16 protein-coding genes are annotated in these 15,861 nt (G+C 58.8%); 5 read left to right on the forward strand and 11 right to left on the reverse strand.

Going from position 1 to position 15,861, the window contains the following annotated elements; all coding sequences use genetic code 11:
- The first annotated feature begins 125 nt into the window (after positions 1–125).
- Entirely contained in the window at positions 126–788 is a 663-nt protein-coding gene (locus tag ACXMYO_RS06945; RefSeq protein ID WP_438768431.1) for a response regulator, read from the forward strand.
- Positions 785–2,212, forward strand: coding sequence for an ATP-binding protein (locus ACXMYO_RS06950; RefSeq protein ID WP_457808225.1), 1,428 nt, complete (start codon positions 785–787; stop codon positions 2,210–2,212). The genes ACXMYO_RS06945 and ACXMYO_RS06950 overlap by 4 nt, the downstream gene beginning before the upstream one ends.
- A 71-nt stretch (positions 2,213–2,283) precedes the next feature.
- Here ACXMYO_RS06950 and ACXMYO_RS06955 read toward each other — a convergent pair whose 3' ends face one another.
- From ACXMYO_RS06955 to ACXMYO_RS06965, 3 genes are all read right to left on the reverse strand, one after another.
- Positions 2,284–3,051, reverse strand: coding sequence for a protein bax (locus tag ACXMYO_RS06955; RefSeq protein WP_438767720.1), 768 nt, complete (start codon positions 3,049–3,051; stop codon positions 2,284–2,286).
- A 185-nt stretch (positions 3,052–3,236) separates the two neighbouring features.
- Positions 3,237–5,120, reverse strand: coding sequence for a molecular chaperone HtpG (gene htpG / locus ACXMYO_RS06960; protein WP_438767722.1), 1,884 nt, complete (start codon positions 5,118–5,120; stop codon positions 3,237–3,239).
- A gap of 173 nt (positions 5,121–5,293) precedes the next feature.
- Positions 5,294–5,620 (reverse strand): YkvA family protein, encoded by a 327-nt coding sequence (locus tag ACXMYO_RS06965; protein WP_457808226.1) that lies wholly within the window; start codon positions 5,618–5,620, stop codon positions 5,294–5,296.
- Positions 5,621–5,811: 191 nt separating this feature from the next.
- Between ACXMYO_RS06965 and ACXMYO_RS06970 the strand changes: the two genes are divergently transcribed.
- On the forward strand, positions 5,812–7,746 hold the full coding sequence (locus tag ACXMYO_RS06970; protein ID WP_457808227.1) for a transglycosylase SLT domain-containing protein: 1,935 nt from the start codon (positions 5,812–5,814) through the stop codon (positions 7,744–7,746).
- 59 nt (positions 7,747–7,805) lie between these two features.
- Here the strand turns inward: ACXMYO_RS06970 and ACXMYO_RS06975 are convergent, their stop codons facing one another.
- The 5 genes from ACXMYO_RS06975 to ACXMYO_RS06995 form a co-directional block, all read right to left on the reverse strand.
- Positions 7,806–8,375, reverse strand: a complete 570-nt coding sequence (locus tag ACXMYO_RS06975) for an exopolysaccharide biosynthesis protein (RefSeq protein WP_457808228.1) — start codon at positions 8,373–8,375, stop codon at positions 7,806–7,808.
- Positions 8,376–8,412: 37 nt separating this feature from the next.
- Complete coding sequence (locus tag ACXMYO_RS06980; RefSeq protein ID WP_438767729.1) at positions 8,413–9,351, reverse strand: cation diffusion facilitator family transporter; 939 nt, start codon at positions 9,349–9,351, stop codon at positions 8,413–8,415.
- Positions 9,352–9,373: 22 nt separating this feature from the next.
- Positions 9,374–9,808 (reverse strand): NINE protein, encoded by a 435-nt coding sequence (locus ACXMYO_RS06985; RefSeq protein WP_438767730.1) that lies wholly within the window; start codon positions 9,806–9,808, stop codon positions 9,374–9,376.
- Between the two features lie 87 nt (positions 9,809–9,895).
- Entirely contained in the window at positions 9,896–10,363 is a 468-nt protein-coding gene (locus ACXMYO_RS06990) for a GNAT family N-acetyltransferase (protein WP_438767732.1), read from the reverse strand.
- Positions 10,360–11,199, reverse strand: a complete 840-nt coding sequence (locus ACXMYO_RS06995) for an isopenicillin N synthase family dioxygenase (protein ID WP_457808229.1) — start codon at positions 11,197–11,199, stop codon at positions 10,360–10,362. Before ACXMYO_RS06995 ends, ACXMYO_RS06990 begins: the two co-directional genes overlap by 4 nt.
- Positions 11,200–11,416: 217 nt before the next feature.
- Between ACXMYO_RS06995 and ACXMYO_RS07000 the strand changes: the two genes are divergently transcribed.
- Complete coding sequence (locus tag ACXMYO_RS07000) at positions 11,417–11,623, forward strand: cold-shock protein (protein WP_115852896.1); 207 nt, start codon at positions 11,417–11,419, stop codon at positions 11,621–11,623.
- Positions 11,624–11,758: 135 nt separating this feature from the next.
- On the opposite strand, the gene ACXMYO_RS07005 is transcribed toward ACXMYO_RS07000, so the two are convergent.
- The 3 genes from ACXMYO_RS07005 to ACXMYO_RS07015 all read right to left on the reverse strand — a co-directional run bounded on the left by ACXMYO_RS07005 (position 11,759) and on the right by ACXMYO_RS07015 (position 13,924).
- Positions 11,759–12,187: a hypothetical protein gene (locus tag ACXMYO_RS07005; protein ID WP_438767735.1), complete on the reverse strand. Its 429-nt coding sequence runs from the start codon at positions 12,185–12,187 to the stop codon at positions 11,759–11,761.
- A gap of 259 nt (positions 12,188–12,446) precedes the next feature.
- The gene (gene yegS / locus ACXMYO_RS07010) at positions 12,447–13,376 is read right to left on the reverse strand and encodes a lipid kinase YegS (RefSeq protein ID WP_457808230.1); all 930 of its coding nucleotides are present in this window, start codon (positions 13,374–13,376) and stop codon (positions 12,447–12,449) included.
- A 401-nt stretch (positions 13,377–13,777) separates the two neighbouring features.
- The gene (locus tag ACXMYO_RS07015; RefSeq protein ID WP_457808231.1) at positions 13,778–13,924 is read right to left on the reverse strand and encodes a hypothetical protein; all 147 of its coding nucleotides are present in this window, start codon (positions 13,922–13,924) and stop codon (positions 13,778–13,780) included.
- 127 nt (positions 13,925–14,051) lie between these two features.
- Here ACXMYO_RS07015 and ACXMYO_RS07020 point away from each other — a divergent pair, with 127 nt between their 5' ends.
- The gene (locus ACXMYO_RS07020) at positions 14,052–15,860 is read left to right on the forward strand and encodes an assimilatory sulfite reductase (NADPH) flavoprotein subunit (protein WP_457808232.1); all 1,809 of its coding nucleotides are present in this window, start codon (positions 14,052–14,054) and stop codon (positions 15,858–15,860) included.
- The last annotated feature ends 1 nt before the right edge of the window (position 15,861 follow it).

A 15,861-nucleotide genomic window follows, 5' to 3' on the forward strand; every position in this document is an offset into this window, starting at 1 on the left:
AGGCGAATCAATGACTTGCACCGATACATGGAACGAGGATCATGAGAGCATTGAACCAACATTCATCACTGCATTCGGATGTCGCAGAACCGTCCATGCAACGTTCTGACCAGGAACCCAACAACATGAAGGTATTGTTTGTCGAAGATGATGTATTGCTGGGCGATGGCGTGGAGACCGCTCTTCGTCGTGAGGGCCATCAGGTCACCTGGCTGACCGAGGGCGAAAGCGTGCTCGAGCATGTCGAGCAGGGCCAGATCGATGCCGTCATTCTCGATCTGGGACTGCCCGGTATCGATGGCATGGAAGTGCTGCGCCGAATTCGTGCCGCCCACGATACACCGGTGCTGATTCTGACTGCGCGCGACAGTCTGGAAGACCGTATCCAGGGGCTGGATGCCGGGGCCGATGACTACGTGCTCAAGCCCTTTGACGTTGACGAACTTCAGGCCAGACTGCGCGCGATCAGCCGCCGCAAGGGCGGTCGCACGCAGCCAAGCATTCGGATCGGCCCGCTGCACATCGATCATGCACGCCACGAGGTCAGCTGGAAGGATCAGCTGGTCAAACTCAGCCGGCGCGAATACACCCTGCTGCACGAGCTGGCCCAGCACCCCGGGCAGGTTTTTACCCGCCCCCATCTGGAAAAGCTGCTGTATGGCTGCTGTGACGAGATCGAGTCCAACGCCCTGGAAGTTCACATTCATCATCTGCGCAAAAAGCTCGACAGCAATCTGATCGTGACCCTGCGCGGCATCGGCTACCGTCTGGACGATACGATCGAATGATCTCGATTCGCCGCTACCTGACTCGTGCCGTCATGGGGCTGGTGCTGCTGGGCGCCATTCTCTCGGGTCTGGCGGCATGGCTGATCACAAAGCACGAGCTCGAGGAGATGTTTGACGCGCAGCTCTCTCAGTTCGGGCGCATCGTGACCGGCATGATCGATATCAACATGGATTCGCAGGACTATCAGGCCCTGGCGGATCGCCTGACCCAGCCCGGCCATGCGGCGCGCTTTTACAGCATGGAAGACAGCGATGACGCAGGGCTGATCATGGACACGCACTCCGTGAACACGCCCCGGCGCTTTCGAGAAGAAGAGCGGCTTTTGTCACTGGGCTTCTGGAACAGCGACCGCTCGCCGCGCATGCTCAGCGCCGAGTGGAATGACAACGGCCCCTTCCCGCCACCCAGTGAGACCGGCTATCGCTGGGTTACCTATGACGGCGAGGAGTGGCGCGTTTTCAGTATCTACGACCGACAGCACGGCGTCTGGGTCTCCACCGGACTGCGTGATGATTTTCAGCAGGAGCTTGTCAACAAGATCCTGCTGGGCAACAGCATTCCCTTTTTGCTGATTCTCCCCCTTCTGGGCCTCGCGCTGTGGTGGGTCATTCGTCGCGGCCTGCGCCCCATCGACAATCTCTCGGCGGAAGTTGCCCGGCGCTATCACCAGGACCTCACCCCCATCGAACAACACCCGCCGCGTGAGCTGACAGGGCTTCGCGACTCCCTCAATGCCTTCATTGAAAGGCTTCGCATGGCGCTCGATCGGGAAAGACGCTTCACGGCGGATGCCGCCCATGAGCTGCGCACGCCGCTGGCAGGTCTCAAGATTCATCTGGACAATGCCCGCGCCAGCGAACAGGACTATCAAAGCTCGCTGGACAAGGCACGTCTGGGCATCGAGCGGCTGCAGCGCGTGGTGGATCAGCTGTTGACCCTGGCGCGCGTTGAACGAACGCCGCAGCGTCAGCTGGAAGTGGTGGATCTTTACCCCATCGCTTCCCAGCTGGCCGGCGAAATGTGGCCGCTGGCCGGGCGTCGACAGCAGCAGCTGGAGATGAGCGGCTTGTCTGCGCTCGAGGTGCGCGCCGACCCGACAGAGCTTGGCGTACTGCTGCGCAATCTGCTGGACAATGCGCTGCGCTACACCCCCGATGGCGGCACCGTCACGCTGCATCTGGGCAGGACCGATGGCCAGCCCATGATTCAGGTCATCGATGACGGCCCCGGCGTGCCGGCAGAGTCGCTTGAAAAGATTACCGAGCGCTTTCATCGCGCCAATCAACGCATGACCGGCAGCGGACTGGGGCTGTCGATCGTCAAGCAGCTGACCCAGCGCCAAAAGGCGACGCTTGCCATCGACAATCGACAGCCGCACGGGCTGGCAGTAACCGTCATCTGGCCGCTGCCGCAGGCCCACTGACTCGCCGCTCTGCATCCGACAATAAAAAAGTCGCCCGAGGGCGACTTTTTCATGGGCGGTGATGGCCTCGACTACGCGGGGTCGTCACTGTCCTGGACGCGCATCTCTTCGATCAACGGCGCGTTGGTATTCAAAAGCGACTGTAGGGCCGCCAGATAGGCATCGCCACGAATGGAATAGTTCTGTAGCGAGGGAATCAATGCCAGTGCATTGACGTTTTTGCCCTTGTCGCGCAGCGCCGAGCGGCGGTCGCGCAGCCCTTCATAGGCGCGATGGGTATTGAGATTGCGCATATAGGCTTCGATGCCGTCATAGACGGTGGCAAAGCTCTGGTAGCCGCTGCCGGTGCCGGTCTGCTCAAGACCGCAGCTGTCACCGAAGCAGCGCATGCCAAAGAGATTGTTGCCCTCGCGAGCGAAACGCGACGTTCCCCAGCCGGACTCTTCCACGGCCTGAATCAGCACCAGCTGAATCGGCACGGTATCCACGCGGGCAAACAGCGTCGACCAGTCGGCGTCCTTCTCGTTTTTGCAGCTCAGGCCATACGACTTGCAGATGGCGGCCAGGCGCTTGCGAGAGTCAACGGTCCAGTCGGTCTGATCGTGCATGTGCGAGAGCCATTCACGATCGTTTTGAATCTCATCGTTGGCTTTTTCGATGAGCGGAATCATGAGGTTGAAAAAGGCAATCTTGCGGTCACTGCCGGCCGGATGTTCTCGCAGATCCGGCATGTGGAAACTGGGCTTGCTGGTATCGGCGTGTGACGGTGTGAACACGCTGAAAACTGAGAGTGCAAGCACGAGCGTCAACGTCGTTAACGGGCGATGCGTTCGTGTCATGTTACGGGACTCGGTATCAGGACAAGGCGGCAGGCTAACATGTTTTGCCTACCGTGTCGTCATAATCGACGACATGAGGCGAAAATCCGTAATCTTGCATAATCATGCAAAAGACGTATTTGCAGGCAGGAGATAATACGAGAAATGGCGGCCACGGGACCGCCATTGTTTCGAGCTGACAGTCGTTAATGGGTCAGCATGGCATTGAGGCGACGCACATAGGCGGCCGGGTCATCCAGCTGGCCGCCCTCGGCGATCACGGCCTGATCAAAAAGCACATGGGCCAGGTCCGTAAAGGCATCTCCGTCGCTGCTTTCAAGCCTTGCGACCAGCGCGTGCTCGGGGTTGAACTCGAGAATCGGCTTGACCTCGGGCACCGGCTGGCCGGCGGCTTCCATCAGACGACGCATCTGATAGCCCATCTCGTTTTCAGGCAGCACCACACAGGCCGGCGATTCGGTCAGACGATGCGTCACGCGCACTTCCTGCACCTGATCGCCCAGCGCTTCGCGAAAGCGGCCGGCCAGTCCTTCCTTGGCCTTCGCGCTTTCCTGCTGCGCCTGCTTCTCTTCTTCACTGTCGATCTCGCCCAGATCCAGATCACCGCGGGTAATATCAACCATCGACTTGCCGTCGAACTCGGTGAGATGGGTCATCAGCCACTCATCGATACGATCGGAGAGCAGCAGCACCTCGATGCCCTTTTTGCGAAAGATCTCGAGGTGCGGGCTGTGCCGTGCGGCATTGAAGCTGTCGGCAACGATGTAGTAGATGCCCTGCTGGCCTTCCTGCATGCGGGAGATGTAGTCCGCCAGCGACTGATCCTGCGTCGAGCTGTCCGTGTGGGTGCTGGCAAAACGCAGCAGACCGCCGATCTTTTCACGGTTGCTGTGATCTTCTGCCGGGCCTTCCTTGAGCACGCTACCGAACTGATTCCAGAAGCTCTGATAGGTGTCGCTGTCTTTCGAGAGCTTGCCAAGCATGTCGAGCGCGCGCTTGGTCAGCGCCCCTTTCATCTTCTCGACCTGAGGGTCCTGCTGCAGGATTTCACGAGAGACGTTAAGCGACAGATCGTTGGAATCCACCACGCCTTTCACAAAGCGCAGGTACAGCGGCAAAAACTGCTCGGCATCATCGATGATGAACACGCGCTGCACGTAGAGCTTGAGCCCACGGGCGCCTTCGCGCTGATAGAGGTCAAACGGCGCGCGCGAGGGCACATACAAAAGGCTGGTGTACTCGAGCTTGCCCTCGACCTTGTTGTGGCTCCAGGTCAGCGGGTCGCTGAAATCGTGCGCCACATGCTTGTAAAACGCCTTGTACTCGTCATCGCTGACCTCGGTACGCGGACGCACCCACAGCGCCTGCGCCTCGTTGACCGTCTCCCAGGTGACGGTCACATCGGTGTCGTCATCGCTTTCCTGAACGGTCGGCATGCGTACCGGCACTTCGATATGATCGGAGTACTTGCGTACCAGCCCCTTGAGGCGATGCTCGTCGGCAAACTCGAGCGCATCTTCCTTGAGATGCAGCACGATTTCCGTGCCATGAGCGGCGCGTTCAATATCGACGATGGTGAACTCGCCTTCGCCCTTCGAGCGCCACTCCACGCCCTGATCCTGCGATGTACCGGCCAGACGCGTACGCACGACCACTTCATCGGCCACGATAAAGCCCGAATAGAAACCGACGCCGAACTGGCCGATCAGACGGGCGTCCTTTTGCTGCTCGCCGGACATCTGCTTGAGAAACTCGGCTGTCCCGGAACGGGCAATCGTGCCGAGATTGGCAATCACGTCTTCGCGATTCATGCCGATGCCGTTGTCACGAACGGTGACGGTCTTGGCGTCCTGATCAAATTCGATCTCGACGCGAAGCTCGGGGTCGCCTTCATACAGGGCATCGCTTTCCAGCGCCCGATAGCGCAGCTTGTCGCAGGCATCGGCGCTGTTGGAAATCAGCTCACGCAGAAAGATTTCCCGGTTGGAATACAGGGAATTGATCATCAGGTGAAGAAGCTGTTTGACTTCGGTCTGGAAACCGAGCGTCTGCTCTTGCGCACTCGTCATGGCAACATTTCTCTTCTGACAATAATCGACTGGGTGAAACACGCCACGCGGTCTGCCTTTTGATCAGACCGCGTCGTGCTGTGTGTTACCCGTTATGGGGGAAGTTGTCGATTTTTCAAGAGAAACGGCCTACATCCACCAGGCAGGGGGCGCCACTTCAGTGGGATCGGCCATTACGTGACGGGTTCGCCGGTGCTTTCACGCCAGCGCCGGTAGTCATCCAGCTGCTCATCGATCTTGGCCAGCAGCCAGCCGCTGATAATGACGTCATCGATCAGTCCCCAGAAGGGAATGAAGTCCGGAATCAGGTCAAAGGGACTGACCACATAAACGATCGCCAGCGCCATCAGCCCCACTGCCTTTTTGGGCAGCGGCCGATAACGCCCCTTGCGCCAGTCGTTGAGCATGGGGAAGAAGGTGCGAAACGCCTTGAAGATGCGCCAGTAGATACGACCACGGCCACGAATCAGACCGATGGGGTTGAGTCGACCTTTTGCCATGGATGGATACTCCGAATAAAAATGCTGTTTCAAAAAGGTCGTTGACCGCTTGCGTTCATTCAACGCCGCAGGCGCTGAAGATCTCCCTGACGGGATCGTTAAATTCAGCCACCTGGATTAGTCTAGGCCCCCAGGAAGCAGTATGCCTGTCCCGGGCAGGTTCGGATCGATGGCTGACAGGAGTTTTTCGGGTGAGGTTTACGCACAGATTATCCAGATACTGGCTGGGCGCCATGCTGGCAGCCGGCCTTGCTGCACCGTCACTGGCCAATGATGAGAGCTTTAACCGGTCCTTTGAGGCCGCTCGCGCCCAGCAGTGGGACCGGATCAACCATGACGCTATCCGGGGCCACGAGCTGGAAGGCTACGTCGAATACCACGAGCTCAAGTCACGCCTGCCCGGCGTGTCGTCGGCAATCATCAACGACTACCTGCACCGCTATCGCAACTCGGTGCTGTCACAGTGGATGCGCGGTGTGGCACAGGACACCTGGGGGGCGCGCCAGCAGTTCGATGATTTTCTGGCCATCAGCGATGGCGTCCCGCAGGGAACCACACGTCAGTGCTGGTACTATCGAGCGCTTCTGGATCAACAGCCCGAACGCGCCTTTCTGGGCGGACGCGAACTGTGGCTGGTCGGCCACTCGCAGCCCTCGGCCTGTGACCCCCTCTTCGATCGCCTGCGCGCCGAGGGCACCATTACCGGCGCCGACGTCTGGGCGCGGCTGATGCTCGCCTGGCGCTCGGGTGAGGACGCCATGCTGCGCTACCTGCCCGGCGAGCTGCCATCGGACTGGCAAGCCCAGCGCAGCGCATTTGAACGCCTGCAGAGCGACCCCGGCCGCATTACCGAGCTGCCCTCTTTTGTCAGCCACGATGCCCCGGGGGTATCGTCTCTTTACAGCACGGCGATGGCACGGCTTGTTCGTCAGGATACGGCCCGGGCGCTGGCGGTCTGGGGCGAGATCAAGTCCCGGGCGCCGCTGACCGATGAGCAGCGTCACGACATCGAGCACGATCTGGCTTTCTACTCGCTGGTACGCGATATCGGTGCGAACGCGCAGTGGGCCGATACCGCCGCGGCGCAGCTGGGGGATCAGGATCTGCTGGAGCTGAGAACCCGCAAGGCACTCGAACATCGCCGATGGCAGGAGGTCGCCGCATGGATCGAGCGCATGGAAGAGGACAACCGCCGAGACGCGCACTGGCAGTACTGGCTGGGTCGCGCCCGGCAGCAACTCGGCGATGAGGCCGGCGCGCGTCAGGCCTGGCAGATCGCCGCCGGTCAGCGCAGCTTTTTCGGATTTGCCGCCGCCGATCGCATCAATCAGCCCTACGCGCTTGAAAACGAGCCGGTGGTCATCGCCGAACGTGATCTGAAGGATGCCGACGCTCTGCCCTCGATGCGCCGCGTGGCCGCGCTGTATCGCATCAACGAGCCGGGGCTGGCGCGCGCCGAGTGGTACTACCTGATGCGTCATCTCCCCGAGGCACAGCGCCCGACCCTGACGCAGTACGCTCTCACCCGGCAGTGGTATGACCTGGCCATCTACGCCGCCATTCGTGGCGATCACTGGAATGCGCTCGACTGGCGCTTCCCGCAGGGCTACGCCGATCTGTTTCAAAAGTGGGGAAAGACGCGCGGTGTTGACCCGTGGCTTCTCATGGCGCTGGCACGGCGTGAGAGCTCCTTCAATCCGCAGGCCCAGTCACCGGTTGGGGCGCGCGGTTTGATGCAGCTGATGCCCGGCACCGGGCAGCATGTCAGCCAGCAGCTGGGCGTGGCGTGGCAGGGGGTGACAAGCCTTGAGGACCCGGAGACCAACGTCATGCTGGGCAGCGCCTACATCCGCGACATGGCGGCGCGCTACAGCGGCAATCGCGTCGCCGCCGCCGCGGCCTACAATGCCGGCCCCGGCCGGGTGGACCGCTGGCTGGCCGACAGCGACGAGCCCTTTGATCTTTTCATCGAGGAGATTCCCTTCCGCGAAACCCGTGAATACGTTCAGGCAGTGCTGATCTATCGCGCCATCTTCGAAGGGCTGGCAAAGGGAACGACCCAGGGCGTTCACATGATGACAGAGCATGAGCGCACCACGCGCTATAGCGGTGCCCTTCAGCGCTGAGGGGCTGTCGCTGAAAGGAGCCCGACAGGGCCCCTTTCAGTAAACAGCGAGCCGACGTCTTATAGCCAGAGAAACAAGGCGGCCAGCCCCGTGATGGCAACGACCAGACCGATCAGCATGGCCAGGCCATCGCGCATCAGCATGCCCAGCGCGATCAGCAGCAGCATGGCACTGGGCAACGCCGGCGCCATCGGTATCGGCTCGACAAAGGGGATGGAAAGGCTGATCAGCACGATAAACAGCGCAATAACACGATGGGTCGCGTCATTGTTCATGAAATCAAGACGCGGTCTGAACAGTCGTTCCAGCCGTTTCACCCACGGATTGACCTTTTCGACCGTGCGATGAAAGCGCTGTCCGTCGATCGAAAGGTGGCGCAGCCGTTTGGGCAACCAGGGATTGTTACGGCCCATGACCTGCTGAATGGCGACCAGCGCCGTTACGACACCGCAGACGGTGGGCAGACCAAAGATGGGCAAAGCCAGCGCGATCAGCGGTGGAATGACCAGAAGCGGGCCAAAACTGCGTGAATGGAAGGTTTCCAGCACATCGTTGAGGCTGACCTCGTTGCCCTCGTGCTTCTCATCCAGCGACGTCATCAAATCGCTAAGCCTGGTGGTTTCAGCCATGAATATCCGTAGTGCGTTCGTGAATAGTCCAGTGGTATCAGGGCGTCACCGGAGACGACCCGCCATTGGGCTCAAGGCTTGACTCGGCCTCGATAAAGACCCGCTTGATCTCCTTGTGCTGCTGTTTGAGATCCCGGTCGAGTTCGGCAATGACCCGCTCGAGCCTGTCAGCCGGCATGTCCTGATTAAAGCGTACGCTAATGTTGACCAGGATGAAATCCGGCCCCATGTGCATGGTCAATACTTCATTGACCGCTTCAACCTGAGCGTGGCCGCCCACCGTATCGCGGATGTCTTCCACCACCCGGCGGTTGGCACTCTCGCCGATCAAAAGCCCCTTGGTTTCAACGGCCAGCCATATGGCGGTGCCTGCCAGTATCATGCCGATGACGATGGACGCCACACCATCAAATACCGGATTACCGGTAACCTGACTCAGCCAGACCCCGCCCAGCGCCACCACAAGCCCCAGCATGGCAGCCGAATCCTCGAACAGCACCATGAAAAGCGAAGGGTCCTTGCCGCGCTGCACCGCTTCAACATAGCCCCATTTGCCCTTGGCCTTGCGAAAGCCATGCAGGGCAAAAAGCCATGAAGCGCCCTCAAAGACAATGGCAAGCCCCAGCACAATATAGTTGATCAGCGGCGAGGACATGGGTTCGGGCGATATGACGTGTACCACCCCTTCATAGAATGAGACGCCTGCGCCGATCGCAAAGATCAGGATGGCGACCACGAAACTCCAGAAGTAGACCTCCTTGCCATAGCCAAACGGAAAATCCCGATCCGGCGGCTTTTTGGCACGGTGCATCCCCAGAAGCAGCAGCACCTGGTTGCCGGTATCCACGACCGAATGAATGCCTTCGGAAAGCATGGCCGAGCTGCCGGTAATGGCCGCCGCCACGAATTTGGTCACGGCAACGGCCAAATTGCCGGCCATTGCCGCATAGATAACGGCTTTTGATTCAGAAGCCATGACAGGATTTTTGCATCAGAAGCTAGCGCTCGCGTTCGTGTCGGGTCGACAGCTGATCATTGAGGGTCCAGAAATCATAGAGCACGCCCAGCAGGAAGAGACCGCCGGTTAACAGATAAATGACGCCTGTAATCCACTTGCCCATGTACATGCGATGGATGCCCAGCGCACCAAGGAAGGTGAGTAGAATCCAGGTGATGGTATAGCTTCTGCTGCCGCGCTGAAAACGAAGATCGGCCTGGCGGTCCATGAGCGGGATCAGAAACAGATCCACAATCCAGCCGATCAGAAAAAGGCCGAAAGTGAAAAACCAGATCGTGCCCGTTATGGGCTTGCCGTAATAGAAACGATGCGCGCCGGTAAAGCCGAAAAGCCACAGCAGATAGCCCATGAGCATGTTGTGGGTGCCCTGTGTGGCAGAAGTCGTGCGCGCGGGAGAGTGTTCGGGTGCAGACATGGCATTGCCTTTCATGATGAGGGTAGTGCACCCGATATGGTGGCAGGCGATGGCACAGTCAATGTCAAAACGCACCGTTGTGATATATCACGTGCGCCGCTCCATGTTCAAAAGCCCGGAGATGTCTCCTGCGTTCGACATGGGCTGAAACCCCATGCGCTCGTAGAGCCGGCGCGCCGGGTTTTCAGCAAAGACCTTGAGACGCATCTTTCGGGCGCCCAGCGACTCCTGCCGGGCGATCCAGTTCGCCAGCACCCCCGCGCCAATGCCCTGCCCACGCCACGGGGCCGTCAGATGCAGCTCGCGAAGATAGTGGATATTGTCTACCACATCCCAGGCAATCAGCCCTGCCCTTTGCTCGTTGCGCAGGATAATGGCCGTCTCCAGCCGCACCCACTGATCCTTGAAAAGCTGACGACTAAAGACCATGCGCCGCTTTTGCCAGTAGGGAGACATGGTCTCCTCTACCAGCTGCTGGGCAAAGCGCAGATCATCGGTATGATTACCGGGTCGCCAGTCCTGCGGCCACTGCGGCTGCGAGGTGACGGCATTCATGAGACGCCCAGCTCCTTGAGCCTTTCCTGGAGATACCCATCGGCACTGTAGCGCTCGGAGAGCGTCACTTCCGGTCTGGGATGCAAAAACAGTGGCAGGGACAGACGGGCCCGCTGACGCGATGCCCCTTCGGGATTGACCACCCGATGCGTGGTGGACGGGAAATACCCGTTTGAGGCTTCCTGAAGCATGTCCCCCACGTTGATGATCAGCTGTCCCGGATCACAGGGCACGGGCAACCACTGCCCATCACGCCCTTTCACTTCAAGGCCGGCTTCATTGGAGGCAGGCAATACGGTGATCAGGTTAATGTCTTCATGCGCCCCGGCACGGACGGCGCCGCCGGTCTCGCTGTCTTCAACCGGCGGATAGTACAGCACCCGTAAAAGCGTCTGATGGCTGTCGCGAATCATGCTGGAAAGCGATTCGCTGAAATGCCCTGACACCTCCTGCGGGGTATTGGCATCGATCCAGCCCAGAAGCGTTGTGGCCACTTCCTGAGCGATACGATAGTACTCGTCAATGTCGGCCTGCAGGCTTTCGGGCACTTTTGTCCCCGGATAGATATGAAAGTATTCCTTGAGATCCTTTTGCGTCTGCCCCTTGGCTGTCTCGGAGATACTTGCCGGGAAAAAACCGGCGTGAGTCGCGGGGTCAAACCGCCACTGCTGCTTGCCCTCATCCTCAAAAAAGGCAGCCCACCCCACATAGATCCGTTCCACCAGTGCCTGAGGCACCGGATGGTTGCGAACCACGCCAAAACCGGTCTCGCGCAGCGACTGCGTGAACTGCTGTGCTGCCTGAGCATTTTGATAATCGACGTTCTGGACGTTCATCAATCCTGCCTCCAATGCTGATCGTTCCATTGCATAATGGCATGCACCTGAAGATTGGCAAATTGCACTTGACCTTTCTCAGGATCCTGAATCATGCTTCCAGAGGTGGCTTGGCAGGAAAATGTTCGACCGATTTTTCGATCGGCAGTTTCCGAAAGCCCAACGCATAAACGGGCTGCGGCTCGGTATCACTGCAAATAGAGCAAGGACATCAAAGATGGCAACCGGTACTGTCAAATGGTTTAACGACACCAAGGGATACGGCTTTATCTCTCCCGATGACGGTGGCGACGATCTCTTCGCACACTTTTCCGAGATTCAGGCTGAAGGCTTCAAGTCGCTTCAGGATGGCCAGAAGGTCTCCTTTGAAGTGACTCAGGGCAAGAAAGGCCTTCAGGCCGCCAACATCAAGGCAACCGACTGATCACTGCATCAGCATTTGTCTTGCAAAAAGCCCGCGCCATGGCGCGGGCTTTTTTATGTCCGACGGTCGACGATCTGCAAAACATCGTCGCTGTCGATCAAACCGGCAGGCCGAATAAACGACCTGCCCTGTTGTTTACTGCGTGTTGCTCGAGGAGTTGTTGATCTGCTCGGCTTCCTCTGCCTGGCTCATGGTGCCCGAAGAGCCTGCGTTGGTGGCCGAATGGCCCGTGCCGCCTTCGCGTGCACCGGTGCTCTCATGTGTGCTGTCCTGAGCCTCGTTCATGCCCTGCATGGTGCCTGAATCCGCGTCGGCGTCAGTATCTTCCGGCATGGTGCTGGTGCCGCCGCTTTCGGGATCCATGGCGCCATTATCGGTGCCGGCCTGGGCAGCAGCATCATCAGAAGTCGCATTGGCACCCGGATTATCCATGTCCTGACCGGTCTGATTGGCTTCCTGAGCCTGCTCTGCTGCTTCATCAGCCGGATCGTCCTGACCACAGGCACTCAGCCCGAGCGCCATGACAAAGGCAAGGCTGGCCGCCGCAATTGTTTTCCCTTTCATGAATACCTCCCTGATAACTTTAAATAGATGCCACGTCGATCACTGCAGCGCCGTAACGATAGTGAATATCGCTTTGAAACGGGGCAATTCGCCGTGCATGACCTGTAAAGTGTAGACCGGTTCATGCGAGTCGCTGCATCAATACACGGACCCTGCATGACCGGAACTACTACTTATAGTCGTGCGTCATCTGTCATGCAGTCGTCATTTTGTAACGTTCAGATTGATGCCAGACGTTTTCAAACCCGCCCGGACCGGACTAGCTGCTGCGACCATGGCGACTTCGAGGCTTGCCTTCATACATCAGCCGGCACTCATCCGGCAAAACAATGGACAGGGCCCCCGGGCACACCTCGATTTTTGCCTGTGTAAATTCGTGGAACTCGCCGTCCAGATTGATGGGCAGTGGGGTTTCACTCTGGAAATCCATCGACGTCAGCTGATGGTAGCGCACCAGTTTACCATCAGTGGGGAGCTCTCTGAGCTCATGGATGGCACTGCCTATTCGGCTCAGCGAGAAGGCTTCAACGGTCAGTACATCCAGCAGGCCATCGTTGAGCAAGGCTCGCGGCGTCAGCTCCTGCCCGCCGCCGGCCTGACGACCGTTGCCGATGGCCAGTACGATGAGGTCGCGCTCGTAGTTGCCGTCGCTGGTCTGAAGATGGCAGCGAAACGGTTCGAAGCGCCAGGCCTGCATGACCCCCACCAGCGAATAGGCGCCCCCACCCAGCAGTTTTTTCAGGGCAGGCGGCGTATCGCTGGTGACCTTGGCACCAAACCCCCCGGACGCCATGTTGAGACAGTAAAGATCATTGATACGAGCCACATCGATGGCACGAGGTGTGCCGTGAACCGCCAGCGAGAGTGCATCAAGGGGCGGGCCCGGAATACCCGTGGCCGTGGCAAAATCGTTGGCCGTGCCCATGGGAATGATGCCAAGCGCGGGGCGACTTGAGGCATCGATGGCCATCAGCGCATTGGTGGCCTCGTGAAGCGTGCCGTCACCGCCGGCCACAATAATGCGGTCGAGCTGCTGATCCACCGCCTCTTCCAGAAAGCGTGCAATATCGCCGCTTTCCCAGGTCACCCGAACCGAAAGGTTCACACCCTCATTGCGAATGCGATCCACTGCATCGCGCAGCTCAGGATTCCCGACTCCCTTGCCGTTCACAATCAGCCAGAAATTCAATATCGCACTCCTGTTTTATCGAGTTGAGAGATGCCGGTGCAGTGACGGGATAAACGCTATCGTGTCGGGCACTCGTCGAAGTGATGTATACCTCACAACAAGGCCCTGTCGCCATTGCTGGCTGGCAGGTGTTACAACCCGGCAGATATCGGCGCGTCAGGCAAAAGCCGGAGGAAACTATCATGTCATCCAGCGCACTTCATCTGCCTCATGATAATGATGACCACGTGCCGTTCGGGTATTGTCCGAAAGCCTTGTGACCCCTGATGCCTCCTACGGTTCGTGTCTTGCCTCGATACGGGTATACTCCCCCGCTTTTCGGTATTTAAATAAATCCTGGTCATTTTCGATCGCAACGGCCTGATATCGAATACCACAGGCATGCTACATTCACCGCCGCTTTATATGGCGCGTAATGAAAACCATGCCGAATTGCTTTCACGCGACATATCGACGTTGAAGAAAAAAGCCCTGTATTCACGGACATCACCGGGCCTTTCAGGCATCAGCGCCGCCATCGTGGTGCAACAGCGCAGCAAAATGATCATGATGGCAGTCCTGGCCTGCCTTTAATTCCTTTAAATTATAAAAGCATTATAATTTATACCTTTTAATTTATTGGGGAGGTCGCTAGCATTCGCCTTCCTCCCCCGGGGACAGATGAGGATATCCACGATGTCACAAGGCCCCCTGCTCGATACCAACAGTCCTCTGAATGGCGATCAGGCCCAGCGTCTCAATGACGTACTAGGCGGCATGGATCGCGATCAGATGACCTGGCTGAGTGGGTATCTCGCCGGACTCAATGCGTCCGGCGGCCAGCTGAGCGCTGCGTCACCTGCAGGTGCAACACAGACCGCCTCCGCACTACCCGAAATTACCGTATTGTATGGCAGCCAGACCGGCAACGCCGAAGGCGTGGCCGAGCAGGCGCGCGATCGCGCCAAGGCACATGGCTTCAACGTTCGTCTGCTCGATATGGCAGACGTCACCAAAAAGGATCTCAAGGATCCCGCCAATCTGATCGTTGTGGTCAGCACCCAGGGCGAAGGCGACCCGCCGGATACGGCCATCGGCTTTTATGAGCTGATCAATGGCCGCAAGGCGCCCAAACTCGACGGTCACCGCTTTGCCGTGCTGGGACTGGGCGACTCGAGCTATGACCAGTTCTGTCAGATGGGCAAGGAGTTCGATGCCCGCCTGACAGAGCTCGGCGCCGAGCGCATCAGCGACCGCATCGACTGTGACGTCGACTATGAAGAGCCGGCGGAGGCATGGATCGAAACCGTGCTGGCACGCTACGCCGAACTTTCAGGCGCCACCACGGCATCAGCCGAGCAGGGCTCGCCCGCGGCATCGGCCGGTGAAAGCCAGTGGTCGAAGAAAAACCCCTTCTACGCCGAAATTCTCGACACGGTGATTCTCAATGATGATGGTTCCAGCAAGGAAACCCGTCACATCGAGCTGTCGCTGGAAGACTCCGGTCTGGTCTACGAACCCGGCGACGCACTGGGGGTCGTACCGCAAAACGATCCGGCCTATGTCGATGAGCTGCTGGAAAAGCTCAGAATCAGCCATGACACCGAGCTGGACACCGGCAGCAAGGTGCGCGATGCCCTGCTGGCCGAGTTTGAAGTCACCACGCTGACGCGGCCGTTTCTCGAAAAATGGGCCGAGCTCAGCAGGGATGCCGAACTGCAGCGCATCCTGAGTGACGAGGCGCGTGACGAGTTCAAGGAGTGGGTCTATGGCCGTCACATTATCGATGTGATCGAACAGTTCCCGGTCGACAACCTTGACGCTGCCACCTTTACTCAGGCGCTGCGCAAACTGCCGCCGCGGCTTTACTCCATCGCCTCAAGCTATAACGCCGACCCTGACGAAGTTCATCTGACCGTCGGTGTGGTGCGCTATGAAGCACATGGGAGGGCACGCAACGGCGTCACGACCGGTTATCTGTCCGATCATGTACAGCCCGGTGACACGATTCCGATCTATGTTGATCGCAACAAGAATTTCAAGCTGCCGCACGACAACAGCACACCGATCATCATGGTAGGCCCGGGCACGGGTGTGGCACCCTTTCGCGCCTTCATGCAGGAACGTGACGATGCCGGCGCCGACGGTGACAACTGGCTGTTCTTTGGCGATCAGCACTTTCACAGCGACTTCCTCTATCAGGCCGAATGGCTGAACTGGCGAGAGAAGGGGCTGCTGAGCCGGCTGGACGTTGCCTTTTCGCGCGATCAGGCAGAAAAGATCTACGTACAGGATCGCATGCGGGAAAGAGGGGCGGACATCTACGCCTGGCTTGAGCGTGGCGCCCATTTTTATGTGTGTGGTGACGGCGAGCGCATGGCAGCCGACGTACACCAGGCACTGCTGGATATTGCCCGGGAACACGGCGGTCTTGATGAGGACGCCGCAGCCCAGTACATCCGCGATCTTCAGCAGTCCAAACGCTACCAGCGGGACGTATACTGAA

The organism is Kushneria sp. EE4 (assembly GCF_977968315.1).

Bases quoted from the DNA above. Each gene is read 5' to 3' on its own strand.
- ACXMYO_RS06975 (WP_457808228.1), bottom strand. From the start codon at position 8,375: ATGGCTGAAACCACCAGGCTTAGCGATTTGATGACGTCGCTGGATGAG.
- ACXMYO_RS07015 (WP_457808231.1), bottom strand. From the start codon at position 13,924: ATGATCATTTTGCTGCGCTGTTGCACCACGATGGCGGCGCTGATGCCT.
- ACXMYO_RS07000 (WP_115852896.1), top strand. From the start codon at position 11,417: ATGGCAACCGGTACTGTCAAATGGTTTAACGACACCAAGGGATACGGC.
- ACXMYO_RS06995 (WP_457808229.1), bottom strand. From the start codon at position 11,199: ATGAACGTCCAGAACGTCGATTATCAAAATGCTCAGGCAGCACAGCAG.
- htpG (WP_438767722.1), bottom strand. From the start codon at position 5,120: ATGACGAGTGCGCAAGAGCAGACGCTCGGTTTCCAGACCGAAGTCAAA.
- ACXMYO_RS06955 (WP_438767720.1), bottom strand. From the start codon at position 3,051: ATGACACGAACGCATCGCCCGTTAACGACGTTGACGCTCGTGCTTGCA.
- ACXMYO_RS07005 (WP_438767735.1), bottom strand. From the start codon at position 12,187: ATGAAAGGGAAAACAATTGCGGCGGCCAGCCTTGCCTTTGTCATGGCG.
- ACXMYO_RS06945 (WP_438768431.1), top strand. From the start codon at position 126: ATGAAGGTATTGTTTGTCGAAGATGATGTATTGCTGGGCGATGGCGTG.
- ACXMYO_RS07020 (WP_457808232.1), top strand. From the start codon at position 14,052: ATGTCACAAGGCCCCCTGCTCGATACCAACAGTCCTCTGAATGGCGAT.
- ACXMYO_RS06990 (WP_438767732.1), bottom strand. From the start codon at position 10,363: ATGAATGCCGTCACCTCGCAGCCGCAGTGGCCGCAGGACTGGCGACCC.
- ACXMYO_RS06985 (WP_438767730.1), bottom strand. From the start codon at position 9,808: ATGTCTGCACCCGAACACTCTCCCGCGCGCACGACTTCTGCCACACAG.
- ACXMYO_RS06950 (WP_457808225.1), top strand. From the start codon at position 785: ATGATCTCGATTCGCCGCTACCTGACTCGTGCCGTCATGGGGCTGGTG.
- ACXMYO_RS06965 (WP_457808226.1), bottom strand. From the start codon at position 5,620: ATGGCAAAAGGTCGACTCAACCCCATCGGTCTGATTCGTGGCCGTGGT.
- ACXMYO_RS06980 (WP_438767729.1), bottom strand. From the start codon at position 9,351: ATGGCTTCTGAATCAAAAGCCGTTATCTATGCGGCAATGGCCGGCAAT.